Source organism: Pseudomonas sp. PB3P13 (assembly GCF_054897735.1).
In genome coordinates this window covers 371,278-384,190 of the sequence record NZ_CM142702.1, presented here as the reverse complement: position 1 = coordinate 384,190, position 12,913 = coordinate 371,278, and the positions used below count along the sequence as shown (strand labels likewise).

Annotated in this window: 12 protein-coding genes; 11 read left to right on the top strand and 1 reads right to left on the bottom strand. The window is 59.3% G+C overall.

All coding sequences use genetic code 11. From position 1 onward, the window contains the following. Nucleotides 1-252: 252 nt before the first annotated feature. Nucleotides 253-1,179 (bottom strand): serine O-acetyltransferase EpsC, encoded by a 927-nt coding sequence (epsC, locus tag ACYZT1_RS01800; RefSeq protein WP_462017397.1) that lies wholly within the window; start codon nt 1,177-1,179, stop codon nt 253-255. Between the two features lie 192 nt (nt 1,180-1,371). Between epsC and ACYZT1_RS01795 the strand changes: the two genes are divergently transcribed. The 11 genes from ACYZT1_RS01795 (at nt 1,372) to ACYZT1_RS01745 (ending at nt 12,776) form a co-directional block, all read left to right on the top strand. After that, a complete protein-coding gene (locus ACYZT1_RS01795) occupies nt 1,372-2,364 on the top strand; it encodes a D-cysteine desulfhydrase (protein WP_462017396.1) in 993 nt (330 codons plus the stop codon). Nucleotides 2,365-2,586: 222 nt separating this feature from the next. Beyond that, the gene (tcyJ, locus tag ACYZT1_RS01790; protein WP_462017395.1) at nt 2,587-3,381 is read left to right on the top strand and encodes a cystine ABC transporter substrate-binding protein; all 795 of its coding nucleotides are present in this window, start codon (nt 2,587-2,589) and stop codon (nt 3,379-3,381) included. Continuing rightward, nucleotides 3,381-4,046 carry a cystine ABC transporter permease gene (gene tcyL / locus ACYZT1_RS01785; protein WP_462017394.1) on the top strand — a complete coding sequence of 222 codons (666 nt, stop codon included), beginning with the start codon at nt 3,381-3,383 and terminating at the stop codon, nt 4,044-4,046. The genes tcyJ and tcyL overlap by 1 nt, the downstream gene beginning before the upstream one ends. A 4-nt stretch (nt 4,047-4,050) precedes the next feature. Then, on the top strand, nt 4,051-4,806 hold the full coding sequence (tcyN, locus tag ACYZT1_RS01780; protein ID WP_462017393.1) for an L-cystine ABC transporter ATP-binding protein TcyN: 756 nt from the start codon (nt 4,051-4,053) through the stop codon (nt 4,804-4,806). A 473-nt stretch (nt 4,807-5,279) separates the two neighbouring features. After that, nucleotides 5,280-6,041 (top strand): hypothetical protein, encoded by a 762-nt coding sequence (locus ACYZT1_RS01775; RefSeq protein ID WP_462017392.1) that lies wholly within the window; start codon nt 5,280-5,282, stop codon nt 6,039-6,041. 223 nt (nt 6,042-6,264) lie between these two features. After that, nucleotides 6,265-7,506: an SfnB family sulfur acquisition oxidoreductase gene (locus ACYZT1_RS01770; protein WP_462017391.1), complete on the top strand. Its 1,242-nt coding sequence runs from the start codon at nt 6,265-6,267 to the stop codon at nt 7,504-7,506. A 22-nt stretch (nt 7,507-7,528) separates the two neighbouring features. Then, complete coding sequence (locus ACYZT1_RS01765; RefSeq protein ID WP_462017390.1) at nt 7,529-8,722, top strand: SfnB family sulfur acquisition oxidoreductase; 1,194 nt, start codon at nt 7,529-7,531, stop codon at nt 8,720-8,722. After that, nucleotides 8,722-10,080 carry an LLM class flavin-dependent oxidoreductase gene (locus tag ACYZT1_RS01760; RefSeq protein ID WP_462017389.1) on the top strand — a complete coding sequence of 453 codons (1,359 nt, stop codon included), beginning with the start codon at nt 8,722-8,724 and terminating at the stop codon, nt 10,078-10,080. Before ACYZT1_RS01765 ends, ACYZT1_RS01760 begins: the two co-directional genes overlap by 1 nt. Nucleotides 10,081-10,208: 128 nt before the next feature. Continuing rightward, nucleotides 10,209-11,018 carry a MetQ/NlpA family ABC transporter substrate-binding protein gene (locus ACYZT1_RS01755; RefSeq protein WP_462017388.1) on the top strand — a complete coding sequence of 270 codons (810 nt, stop codon included), beginning with the start codon at nt 10,209-10,211 and terminating at the stop codon, nt 11,016-11,018. A 2-nt stretch (nt 11,019-11,020) separates the two neighbouring features. Next, on the top strand, nt 11,021-12,142 hold the full coding sequence (locus ACYZT1_RS01750) for a methionine ABC transporter ATP-binding protein (RefSeq protein ID WP_462017387.1): 1,122 nt from the start codon (nt 11,021-11,023) through the stop codon (nt 12,140-12,142). After that, on the top strand, nt 12,132-12,776 hold the full coding sequence (locus ACYZT1_RS01745; RefSeq protein WP_462017386.1) for a methionine ABC transporter permease: 645 nt from the start codon (nt 12,132-12,134) through the stop codon (nt 12,774-12,776). Before ACYZT1_RS01750 ends, ACYZT1_RS01745 begins: the two co-directional genes overlap by 11 nt. Nucleotides 12,777-12,913: the final 137 nt, after the last annotated feature.

The following is a 12,913-nucleotide window of genomic DNA, read 5'->3' as shown; positions in this document are numbered from 1 at the left end:
AGGCTCGGCGGTACGCTATGTACGCTAGCTCAAGGAAGGGTATGAGGGGCGATTTGCGGGATTCGTTCAGAGGGAATTCAGCTGAATGCCAGTATTTCAATCCTGCTTGAAACCATCGCGGGCAAGCCACGTTCCCACAGGATTTGTAGCGTTCAAAAATTTTCGGCTCGACACCGAACCAGTGTGGGAGCGTGGCTGCTCTGGGCGGCACTCCGACGATGGCGCCAGCGAGGACACTAAAGATTGCGCAGCTTACTTCTGCATCCCGTCATCGTGCTGCAAATTCGCCTGCGTCAGGTTACACCCCGCCGGCACGCTGCGGGTCAGCCAGACGTTGCCGCCAATCGTCGAACCCTTGCCAATGGTGATCCGCCCCAGAATCGTCGCACCGGCATAAATCACCACGTCGTCCTCGACAATCGGATGCCGCGGATGGCCCTTCTGCAACTGTCCGTCTTCATCCGCCGGGAAGCGTTTGGCGCCGAGCGTCACGGCCTGATAGATCCGCACGCGCTCGCCGATGATCGCAGTCTCGCCGATCACCACGCCCGTCCCGTGATCGATAAAGAAACTGCGCCCGATCTGCGCACCGGGATGAATGTCGATGCCCGTCGCCGAATGGGCGATCTCCGCGCTGATCCGCGCCAGCAACGGCAGCCCGGCCCGGTACAAATGATGGGCGAGACGATGGTGGATCACCGCCAGAATTCCCGGATAGCACAGCAGCACTTCATCTACGCTGCGGGCCGCCGGATCGCCGTGATAGGCCGCCAGCACGTCGGTATCCAGCAAGCTGCGCAGGCCGGGCAAGGCAAGTGCGAAATCCTGAATGATCTGTAGGGTACGCGCTTCAACTTCGGTGTCGGCCGCGAGACTGTGGCGAGCGGCGTAACGCAATTCGAGGCGTGCCTGAGCGAGCAAGGCATTCAGCGCAACGTCCAGCGTATGGCCTACGTAAAAATCCTCGCTCTCCTCGCGTAGGTTCACCGGCCCCAGGCGCATCGGGAACAGCGCGCCACACAACGAATCGAGAATCTCCGCCATCGCTGCCCGGGACGGCAACTCGCGGCCACCCTGCTCGCCGCTGACCCGGCCGTTCTGCGCACGCCACTGATCGCGCGCGCTGCGCAACCGGCTGACGATGGTCTGCAATTGCCAATGGCTGGAACGCTCGCTCACGATTGAAACTCCTCTGGGGCGGCCGGACTGCCTGACCGCGCTGACGGCAATTACTTTACGGCAAGGTCTTGACGGCGAATTAAGAACCGATTGTGCTGTGCTCAGCACCTTTGGCTATAAGTGGATGGCGCGGTTGCCCCGTCAGATAGGCGTGCTTATAGTCCTGCATCACCCTGCGCCAGTACGGATCCCATGATCAAACAACAGCTCGACCGCTTCGACCGCCTGCATCTGCTTACCCACCCTACTGCGCTGGAAAAACTCGAGCGCCTCTCCACATGGCTGGGCCGGGATGTGTACGTCAAACGCGACGACCTGACGCCCCTGGCAATGGGCGGCAACAAACTGCGCAAGCTCGAATACCTGGGCGCGGATGCCCTTGCACAGGGCGCCGATACGCTGATCACCGCCGGCGCGCTGCAATCCAATCACGTGCGCCAGACTGCCGCTCTGGCAGCACGCCTGGGTCTTGGTTGCGTCGCGTTGCTGGAAAATCCGATAGGCACGGACGATGCCAATTACATCGGTAACGGCAATCGGCTGCTGCTGGACTTGTTTGACGCCAAAGTCGAGTTCGTGGAAAACCTCGATAACGCCGACGATCAACTGCAAGCTCTGGCCGCCCGGCTGCGCAACAGCGGCAAGAAGCCCTATCTCGTTCCTATCGGTGGTTCCAACGCGCTCGGCGCGCTGGGTTATGTCCGCGCGGGCCTGGAGCTGGCCGAGCAGATCAAGGACACCGGCCTGACATTCGCCGCCATCGTGCTCGCCTCTGGCAGCGCCGGTACTCACAGCGGATTGGCGCTGGCCTTGAGCGAAGCACTGCCAGATCTGCCTGTGATCGGCGTGACGGTTTCCCGTAGCGATGAAGACCAGCGGCCGAAGGTGCAGGGGCTGGCGGAACGCACCGCTGACTTGCTCGGCGTGAACCTGCCGGAGAGTTTCAAGGTGCAATTGTGGGACGAATACTTTGGCCCGCGTTATGGCGAGCCGAACGCCGGTACGCTGGCGGCGGTGAAGTTGATGGCGACTCAGGAGGGCTTGCTCCTGGACCCGGTTTACACCGGCAAGGCCATGGCCGGCTTGCTGGACGGGATTGGGCGTGGGCGCTTCGATGAAGGCCCGATTATCTTTCTGCATACCGGTGGGGCGCCGGCGTTGTTCGCGTACAAGGATTTCCTGTAGGCGATAGCCTGTGGTCTCGTGCGAACTACATATTCGATAAGAGAATAACAAAAACAATATTTAGTATTTTCCTATCTAAAAGCCGCACTCTATAGTCGCGCCGCAAGCGAATTTGCCGCGAGACGCATACGCTGCTTTTAAGGCAGGATATCGCAGTCGTCCATATCCTGTTTTTGCCAAATTTCCTAAAAACGTCTTCATAAGAAAACACAGGGGCTTGTCATGAATTTCTCCGCACTACGTCGAAATCTGCTGGTGGGTTCGCTGGGGCTGGCACTCAGCGCCGGCCTGTGGGGGCAAGCGATTGCCGGTGAGCAGCTGCAGAAAATCAAGGACGCTGGCGTGATCAACGTCGGCCTGGAAGGCACTTACCCGCCGTTCAGTTTCGTCGATGCCGACGGCAAACTGTCCGGCTTCGAGGTGGAGTTTTCCGAAGCCCTGGCCAAAGAGCTGGGCGTGAAGGTCAAACTGCAACCGACCAAATGGGACGGCATCCTCCCGGCGCTGGAATCCAAACGTCTGGACGCGGTGGTCAACCAGGTGACCATCTCTGAGGAGCGCAAGAAGAAGTATGACTTCTCCACGCCGTACACCGTCTCCGGCATTCAGACGCTGGTTCTGACCAAGAATAAGGACAGCATCAAGACCGCCGCCGACCTGGGTGGCAAAAAAGTCGGCGTGGGCCTGGGCACCAACTACGAGCAGTGGCTCAAAGCCAACGTGCCAAGCGCTGACATCCGCACTTATGAAGATGATCCGACCAAATTCCAGGACCTGCGTGTTGGCCGCATCGACGCCATCCTGATCGATCGTCTCGCCGCGCTGGAATACGCCAGAAAGGCCAAGGACACCACCGCTGCCGGCGAAGCGTTCTCTCGTCAGGAAGCCGGTGTGACCCTGCGCAAAGGCGAGCCTGAACTGCTGGCAGAAGTGAACAAGGCCATCGACAAGCTGCGTGCCGACGGTACGTTGAAAAAGCTTTCGGAAAAATACTTCAGCGCTGACGTCACTCAATAATGGAAGAGGCTTTCCAACTCGTAATGGATTCCGCGCCCTTCCTGTTGAAGGGCGCGTATTACACGGTAGTCCTCAGCCTGGGCGGTATGTTCTTCGGGCTGCTGATGGGCTTCGGCCTGGCGTTGATGCGCCTGTCGCGCTTCAAACTGGTGAGCTGGATTGCGCGCATCTACGTGTCGTTTTTCCGCGGCACGCCGTTGCTGGTGCAACTCTTCGTGATCTATTACGGCTTGCCGCAACTGGGCATCGAACTTGATCCATTGCCCGCCGCCCTGATTGGCTTCTCGCTGAACATGGCGGCCTACGCCTGCGAAATCCTGCGTGCAGCGATCAGCTCAATCGAGCGTGGCCAGTGGGAAGCGGCGGCAAGCATCGGCATGACCCGGGCACAAACCTTGCGCCGGGCGATTCTGCCGCAAGCGATGCGCACAGCCCTGCCGCCGCTGGGCAACAGCTTCATTTCGCTGGTCAAGGACACAGCGCTGGCTGCCACCATCCAGGTGCCGGAACTGTTCCGCCAAGCGCAACTGATCACCGCTCGCACTTTCGAAATTTTCACCATGTACCTTGCCGCCGCGCTGATCTACTGGATTCTGGCCACGGTGCTCTCGCACCTGCAGAACAAGCTGGAAGAGCGGGTCAATCGGCACGATCAGGAGTCCTGACCCAATGATTGTCGTGGAAAAACTGACAAAGCAGTTCAAGGGTCAAGTGGTGCTCAACGGCATCGATCTGCAAGTAAAGGAAGGCGAGGTGGTCGCAATCATCGGGCCTAGCGGTTCGGGCAAAACCACGTTCCTGCGCTGCCTCAATTTTCTTGAAGAACCCACGAGCGGCCGGATCAAGGTCGGCGACATCGAGATCGATGGCAGCCGCCCGCTGAACCAGCAGCAAACCCTGGTGCGACGTTTGCGCCAGCACGTGGGTTTCGTCTTCCAGAATTTCAACCTGTTCCCTCACCGCACCGCGCTGGAAAACGTGATCGAAGGACCGATCGTGGTAAAAAAAATGGCCCCGGCCGAAGCAATTGCCCTGGGCAAAAAGCTCTTGGCGCGTGTGGGTCTGGCGGGCAAGGAAGACGCTTACCCGCGTCGACTGTCAGGTGGTCAACAGCAGCGCGTGGCGATTGCCCGGGCGCTGGCGATGGAGCCGGAAGTGATCCTGTTCGACGAGCCCACCTCGGCGCTCGATCCGGAGCTGGTCGGCGAAGTGCTGGCGACTATTCGCAGCCTGGCCGAAGAGCGACGCACCATGGTGATCGTCACCCACGAAATGGGTTTTGCTCGTGACGTCGCCAACCGTGTGGTGTTTTTCGATAAGGGCGTGATTGTCGAGCAGGGCGAAGCAAAAGAATTGTTTGCCAATCCAAAAGAAGAACGGACCAGACAGTTTCTCAGCAAGTTCCTTACTAACACTCATCACTGAGTTCAATCGAAGACGTTAACTTCCATGGATGGAAGCTTCTGTTTTTATCTTTTGTATCCATCGCTCCAACACATTTAACTCCAACACAATAACTTGATTTTGTAGATTCGAGCGGTACATATATATGTCCTGCTACAGTTTCTATTGCTTAAAATCAGACAAACCCATCGTTCTGCTGACTGAATGAAAATCGCCATTCCAGCACGTAGAGCCTTGGTTTTGCGGGCATGTTCGACAAAACGACGGCGCGGATTAACTGCTGCGTGTAGGAACTTTCTGAATAACACAAGATATCGAGCGCAACTAATAACTACTATTGACAACTATTAAGCCGACCTCTTATCTAGTCAACTTCAGATGTCATTCTTTGCACACACTCGTTCTTCACAGCGATAAAGAACCGTTCGTTATGCTGCAGCTTTTTACTCTATCTCCAGAAACGGACTTCGCCGCAAGACTTCAAGGAGAAACCCATGAAAAACCATTCCCACACAACCGACCTTGCGGCACCTATCGTGGCGCAATCACATAAAAGCGGTATCAATATCACCTCGGCGGCGCATCTGCTGATCGATGTGGCGCCCTATTCCGGGATGGATGAGGGCGACCTGATCGAACTGTTCTGGGACAACTGCTATGTGGCGTCGAAGGTGCTGAGCGCAAATGACATCGGTAAAACCGTCGCTTTGCGGGTGCCGGAAAGCTTCATCGGCAATGGCTCTTCACGCATTCACTACCGACTGATGCAGGTTGGCCGCGGGCCGGCGCAGTCGCCGACTACGCGGGTACAGGTCAAGCTCGATTGCCCGGGCGGTCAATCATTGACGCTGTACGCAGATGAAAACCAGTGTCTGGCGCCGGTGCACATTCCCGAGACCATCCGCCGCAAAGGCGTCAATCCGAACCAGATCAAGCGCGGCGTCCCCCTGACCATCGAGCCCTACCTGAACATGGCCGTCGACGACGAAATCACCTTGCGCTGGGGCGATATGCGCATGGACCTGCCCAAGCTCACCGACAGTGACATGGGCCAACCGATCCAGGTCTGGGTGCCTGCGGCAATCATTCTCGAGGCCGGCGAAGACCCGCGGCTGGAAGTGAGCTATTGCATCCTCGACCGGGTGGGCAACAACTCTCGCTGGGCACCGGCGCGCACACTGAAGGTGGGTTGCGCGAATCCGTATCTGAAAGTCCCGAAGGGACTGCTGATGGCCGCCGAACCCCGCAGACGCTGACTCCCACGGGGGTTGAGTACCCTCTTCTATCCATATTCCTATAAGTTCGTTTATTAATTTTTTATACACGCTTAGGGTATATACACCGGACCACCGGACATTCTTGTTTTCACGTCGCCGTTTTTTACGGCGACCCCATGAGATGTGAGGTAGGTATGGTCCGGAACACAATCACCCCAGTGCAGATCGCCAGGGCATTGCGTGCAGCCAAGGAGCGGCACTGATGTCCAGTCTGGCAGATGCAGTCATCCAGAGTGATCTGGATATCGCCCCGTTGTTGTTGCCCGCGCAAATCCTGCGCAATGACGCGCAAGCCATCAAGGCAGCCCATGAGCTGGCGCAAGCCGCCCGCGTGCAAGCGGCTAAACGTGACCGTCAGCGCAAGTTGCCTTGGTCGGAAATCGAACAGTTCACCCGCAGCGGTCTGGGCAGCATTGCCATCCCGCGCGAGTACGGTGGCCCGCAGGTGTCCTTCGTCACCGTCGCTGACGTGTTCGCGATCATTTCCGCAGCCGATCCGGCGCTCGGGCAGATCCCGCAGAACCAGTTCGGCATTCTCAACCTGGTCCTCGGTTGCGCCACTGACGGGCAGAAAAAACAGCTGTTCAAAAGCGTGCTGGAAGGCTGGCGCATCGGCAACGCTGGCCCGGAACGCGGCACCAAAAACACCCTGGCACTGAACGCGAGAATCACAGCAGACGCTGACAGCTTTGTCATCAGCGGGCAGAAGTTTTATTCCACCGGCGCGCTGTTTGCGCACTGGGTCGCGGTCAAAGCGATGAACGACGAGGGCAAACAAGTGCTGGCCTTCGTCCGTCGCGGGACGCCAGGCCTGCGCATCGTTGATGACTGGTCCGGTTTCGGCCAGCGCACCACCGCCAGCGGCACTCTTTTGCTCAACAACGTGCGAGTCGACGCCGAGCTGGTGGTGGATAACTGGAAGATCAATGACGCGCCTAATATTCAGGGCGCCGTGTCGCAGCTGATCCAGGCGGCCATCGATGCCGGCATCGCTCGCGGGGCCATCGAGGACGCCATCGAGTTCGTGAAAACCCGCGCACGACCGTGGATCGATGCCAAAGTCGAGCGCGCCAGTGACGACCTGTATGTCATCGCCGACATCGGCAAACTGAAAATCGAATTGCACGCGGCCGAAGCACTGCTGCGCAAAGCCGGGCGCGTGCTCGATCAGGTCAGCGCGGCACCGATCACCGCCGAATCCGCCGCGCGCGCATCGATTGCCGTGGCCGAAGCCAAAGTGCTGACCACCGAGATCTCGTTACTGGCCAGCGAGAAGCTCTTCGAACTGGCCGGCAGTCGCGCCACCCTCGCCGAGTTCAACCTTGATCGTCACTGGCGCAATGCACGGGTGCACACCCTCCACGATCCGGTGCGGTGGAAATATCACGCCGTTGGCAACTATCACCTGAACGGCGCGCTTCCCGCTCGCCATTCCTGGATCTGACGTCAAGCATTTGGAGAAATACATGACGCTTTCTCACCACGTCGCGGTCATCACCAGCGATGAGCAAGCCTTGATTGTCGCCAGCGACCTTGCCGACGATTTCAAACGTGACAGCGCCCTGCGCGACCGCGAGCGGCGTTTGCCTAACCCGGAACTTGAAGTGTTTTCCCGCTCGGGCCTGTGGGGCATCAGCGTGCCCAAGGCGTATGGCGGGGCAGGCGTTTCCAACGTCACGCTGGCCAAGGTAATCGCCCTGATCGCCCAGGCTGACGGCTCGCTCGGGCAGATTCCGCAGAACCATTTCTACGCCCTCGAAGTGCTGCGCGTGAACGGTAGCGTCGCGCAGCAAAAACGCCTTTACGCCGAAGTGCTGGCCGGCCAGCGCTTCGGCAATGCCTTGGCCGAACTCGGTACCAGAACGGCTCACGACCGCATCACCAGCCTTGCCCGTGCTGGCGACGGTTATCGCATCAACGGCCGCAAGTTCTACGCTACGGGCGCCCTTTATGCGCAGCGCATCCCGACCTCGGTGGTGGATGAAAACGGTGTGCAGCAACTGGCGTTCGTGCCGCGCGACAGCACAGGTTTGACCGTCATCGACGACTGGAGTGGTTTCGGCCAACGCACCACCGGCAGCGGTTCGGTTGTGTTCGAAGACGTGTACGTCGCGGCCGAAGATGTCATCCCTTTCCAGAGCGCTTTCCAGCGCCCGACGCCGGTAGGCCCGCTTGCGCAAATCCTTCACGCGGCCATCGATACCGGCATTGCCCGCGCCGCGTACGAAGATGCGCTGCGTTTTGTGCGCACTAAAACCCGCCCCTGGATCGACGCCACCCATGACAAAGCCACCGACGATCCACTGACCCTGAAGAGTTTCGGTCACCTGAGCATTCGCCTGCACGCGGCCGAAGCGCTGCTGGAACGCGCCGGCGAATTTCTCGACGAGGCCCAGGCGCAAACCAATGCCGAGACAGTCGCCGCAGCGTCCATTGCCGTCGCCGAAGCGCGCGCCCTCAGTACCGAGATTTCGCTCGCCGCCGGCAGCACGCTTTTTGAACTGGCCGGCAGTCAGGCAACGTTGGTGGAGCATGGTCTGGACCGGCATTGGCGCAACGCGCGGGTGCACACGCTGCACGATCCGGTGCGCTGGAAATATCACGCCGTCGGCAATTATTACCTCAACGATGAAAACCCGCCGCTGCGGGGGACCATCTGATGACCGGCGCGAAAAAGAAGATCCTGCTCAACGCGTTCAACATGAATTGCATCGGCCACATCAACCATGGTTTGTGGACGCATCCTCGGGACACCTCGACGCAATACAACACCCTCGAATACTGGACCGAACTGGCGCAACTTCTGGAGCGTGGGCTGTTCGACGGGTTGTTCATCGCCGACATTGTCGGGGTGTACGACGTCTACCAGAACTCGGTGGACGTGCCGCTGAAAGAATCGATCCAGCTGCCGGTCAACGACCCGCTTTTGCTGGTTTCGGCAATGGCCGCCGTCACCCGAAATCTCGGTTTCGGCCTCACCGCCAACCTGACATACGAGCCGCCGTACCTGTTTGCCCGACGCATGTCGACGCTCGACCACCTGAGCCGTGGCCGCGTCGGCTGGAACATTGTCACCGGCTACCTCGACAGCGCCGCCAAAGCTATGGGCCTGAGTGAACAGGGCGAACACGACCGACGTTACGACCAGGCCGATGAATACCTTGAGGTGCTCTACAAACTGTGGGAAGGCAGCTGGGAAAACGGCGCGGTGCTCAACGATCCGAAGCAGCGGATTTACGCCGAGCCGGGCAAAGTGCACAAGGTCGAGCACAAGGGTGAGTTCTATCAGGTCGAGGGCTATCACCTCTGCGAACCTTCACCGCAACGCACGCCGGTGCTGTTCCAGGCCGGCAGTTCCGATCGCGGTTTGCAGTTTGCCGGGCGGCACGCCGAGTGCGTATTCATCAGCGGTCAGAACAAGCCGTCGACCAAGGTTCAGGTGGACAAGGTTCGCGCCAGCGCGGCCGAAGCGGGCCGAAATCACGAGGACATCAAAGTCTTCATGGGTTTGAACGTGATTGTCGGCGCGACCGAAGCGCTTGCGTGGGCCAAGCACGCCGAATACCTGAGCTACGCCAGTGCCGAGGCCGGCGTGGCGCATTTTTCGGCATCCACCGGGATCGATTTTTCCGAATACGCCATCGACGAACCGATCCAGTACGTGAAGAGCAATGCGATCCAGTCGGCCACCCGACATCTGCAGAACAACGACTGGACCCGCCGCAAATTACTCGAGCAACACGCTCTCGGTGGTCGCTACATCACCGTGGTCGGTTCACCGGAGCAGGTGGCCGATGAGCTGGAATCGTGGATCGCCGAAACCGGGCTGGATGGTTTCAACCTGACACGGATCGTCACGCCGGAAAGCTATGTGGATTTTATTGATCTGGTGATTCCCGAGTTGCAGCGTCGTGGGTCGTACAAGACCGCTTATGACGAGGGCAGCCTGCGCGAGAAGCTGTTTCACGGCGAAGCGTATTTGCCTGAGCGACATACAGGCTCGGTTTACCGCCGCTAAAAGCTTCGCGGGCAAGCCTCGCTCCCACAGGGATTGTGTGAACACCAAAATCCACTGGGGAGCGGGCTTGCTCGCGAAGAGGCCCGCCCAAGCACCCAAAAATGTATGCACTGACTGGAAAACTCATCATGAAAAAGACCCGTCTCTCTCACCCGGTCAAAGCACTGGCCCTGGCCCTTGGCCTCTTCAGCTCCATCACTTTCGCCGCCGACGCGCCGCTCAAGGTTGGCACCACTGCCGCCTTCGCGATCCCGCTGGAAGCTGCCGTCGAAGAGGCCAGCAAACAAGGCCTCAAGGTCGAGCTCGTGGAGTTCAGCGACTGGATCGCCCCCAACGTCAGCCTCGCGTCCGGCGACATCGACGTGAATTACTTCCAGCACATCCCGTTCCTGGAGAACGCCAAAGCCGCTGCCGGTTTTGACCTGGTGCCGTTCGCGCCAGGCGTCATCAACAACGTCGGCCTCTACTCGAAACACTACAAAAGCTTCGACGAATTGCCCGAAGGCGCCAGCGTCGCCATCGCCAACGACCCGATCAACAGCGGTCGTGGCTTGCAACTGCTGGCCAAGGCCGGGCTGATCACACTCAAGCCGGGCGTGGGTTACAAGGCGACCGAAGAAGACATCATCGCCAATCCGAAGAAGATCAAAATCCTTCAGGTCGAAGCCGTGCAACTGGTGCGGGCCTACGATGACGCGGACCTGGTGCAGGGTTACCCGGCCTACATTCGCCTGTCGAAAACCTTCGATGCCGGCTCGGCGCTGCTGTTCGACGGCCTTGATCACAAGGAATACGTGATTCAGTTCGTGATTCAGCCGGAAAGCAAAACCGACCCGCGGCTGATCAGATTCGTCGACATCTATCAGCATTCGCCAGCCGTTCGTGCGGCCCTTGATAAAGCGCATGGCAAACTCTATCAAGCCGGCTGGGAAAGCTGAGCATGACGGCCGCCATCCAACGGCAACTGGAAATTCCAGAGCCCCAGCAAGCCCGACAGACCCCATTGCACCCGGACCTGAACCGTGCACATGTGCGTTTCATCGGTCTGGGCAAAACCTACAACGGTCAGCAAGGCCCGGTGGCAGCGTTGCACGGCATTGACCTGGCCATCCAGCACGGTGAAGTCTTCGGCATCATCGGCCGCAGCGGTGCCGGCAAGTCGTCGCTGATCCGCACCATCAACCGCCTCGAACAACCGAGCACGGGACGCGTGCTGATCGATCAGGTGGACATCGGCGAGTTCGATGAAAGCAGCCTGGTCAAACTGCGGCGACGGATCGGCATGATTTTTCAGCACTTCAACCTGATGTCGGCCAAGACCGTGTGGCAGAACGTTGAGCTGCCCTTGAAAGTCGCCGGCGTACCGAAAGAAAAACGCGAGCAGAAAGTGCGTGAGTTGTTGGAATTGGTCGGTCTGGAATCGAAACACAACGCCTATCCGGCACAGCTGTCGGGCGGCCAGAAACAGCGTGTCGGCATTGCGCGGGCGCTGGTTCACGACCCGCAGATTTTGCTATGTGACGAAGCCACTTGCGCGCTCGATCCGCAAACCACGCAATCGATCCTCGGCCTGCTTCGCCAGATCAATCAGCGCCTGGGCCTGACCATCGTGTTGATCACCCACGAGATGGCGGTGATTCGCGATATCTGTGATCGGGTGGCGGTGCTGGAGCATGGGCGCATCGTCGAGCAAGGGCCGGTGTGGGAAGTGTTCGGCAACCCGCAACATGAGGTCAGCCAGACCTTGCTCGCGCCGCTGCAACACACCTTGCCGGAGGAACTGCAGAATAGCCTTCAGGCTCATCCGCAGTCTGGCGATGCCAGCGTCGTGCTGCGACTGCGTTTCACCGGCAGCGCGACCAAAGAGCCGGATCTGGCAGCGCTGTTTGCGGCGCTCGGCGGGCGCGTGCGTTTATTGCACGGGGGCGTGGAACGGATTCAGGGGCATGCACTCGGGCAACTGGTGTTGGCGGTGACGGAGTCATCCCTGGGTGCCGACCAGCTGCGTCAGAGCGCCAGTCGTTGGGCACAACAGGTGGAGGTGCTCGGTTATGTGGTTTGATCGCTTGCTGCAGGGCTTCATCGATACCTTTTTGATGGTTGGCGTGTCATCACTGATCGCACTGCTGGCGGGCATTCCGCTGGCGGTGATTCTGGTCACCAGCTCAAAGGGCGGCATTTACCAGGCACCGGCGCTGAACCGCGCACTGGGCGCATTCGTGAATTTGTTTCGCTCGATTCCGTTCCTCATTCTGATGGTCGCGCTGATTCCGTTTACCCGGCTGATCGTCGGCACCACCTACGGCGTGTGGGCGGCTGTGGTGCCGTTGACCATCGCTGCCACGCCGTTTTTTGCGCGGATCGCCGAAGTCAGTTTGCGCGAGGTCGATCACGGCTTGATCGAAGCCGCGCAGGCGATGGGCTGCCGGCGCTGGCACATCGTCTGGCACGTGCTGTTGCCCGAGGCACTGCCGGGAATTGTCGGGGGTTTCACGATCACGCTGGTGACCATGATCAACTCGTCCGCCATGGCCGGGGCGATCGGCGCGGGTGGGCTGGGGGATATTGCCTATCGGTACGGGTATCAGCGCTTTGACAGCCAGATCATGTTGACGGTGATTGTGTTGCTGGTGGTGTTAGTGGCGATGATTCAGTTAGGCGGGGATCGCTTGGCTCGGGGGTTGAACAAGCGCTGAGTCCGGGCTTGATCGTCGTTGTCAGAGCAATCGCAATCGCGAGCAGGCTCGCTCCCACATGGGTTCTGCGCCGGGCTCGAATTTGCCCTGCGCTGAAGATCACCTGTGGGAGCGAGCCTGCTCGCGATTGGCTGCGC

Coding starts and splice junctions, on each gene's coding strand:
- ACYZT1_RS01755 (WP_462017388.1), top strand. CDS start 10,209: ATGAAAAAGACCCGTCTCTCTCACCCGGTCAAAGCACTGGCCCTGGCC.
- ACYZT1_RS01795 (WP_462017396.1), top strand. CDS start 1,372: ATGATCAAACAACAGCTCGACCGCTTCGACCGCCTGCATCTGCTTACC.
- ACYZT1_RS01760 (WP_462017389.1), top strand. CDS start 8,722: ATGACCGGCGCGAAAAAGAAGATCCTGCTCAACGCGTTCAACATGAAT.
- ACYZT1_RS01765 (WP_462017390.1), top strand. CDS start 7,529: ATGACGCTTTCTCACCACGTCGCGGTCATCACCAGCGATGAGCAAGCC.
- tcyJ (WP_462017395.1), top strand. CDS start 2,587: ATGAATTTCTCCGCACTACGTCGAAATCTGCTGGTGGGTTCGCTGGGG.
- ACYZT1_RS01770 (WP_462017391.1), top strand. CDS start 6,265: ATGTCCAGTCTGGCAGATGCAGTCATCCAGAGTGATCTGGATATCGCC.
- ACYZT1_RS01745 (WP_462017386.1), top strand. CDS start 12,132: ATGTGGTTTGATCGCTTGCTGCAGGGCTTCATCGATACCTTTTTGATG.
- tcyN (WP_462017393.1), top strand. CDS start 4,051: ATGATTGTCGTGGAAAAACTGACAAAGCAGTTCAAGGGTCAAGTGGTG.
- ACYZT1_RS01750 (WP_462017387.1), top strand. CDS start 11,021: ATGACGGCCGCCATCCAACGGCAACTGGAAATTCCAGAGCCCCAGCAA.
- tcyL (WP_462017394.1), top strand. CDS start 3,381: ATGGAAGAGGCTTTCCAACTCGTAATGGATTCCGCGCCCTTCCTGTTG.
- ACYZT1_RS01775 (WP_462017392.1), top strand. CDS start 5,280: ATGAAAAACCATTCCCACACAACCGACCTTGCGGCACCTATCGTGGCG.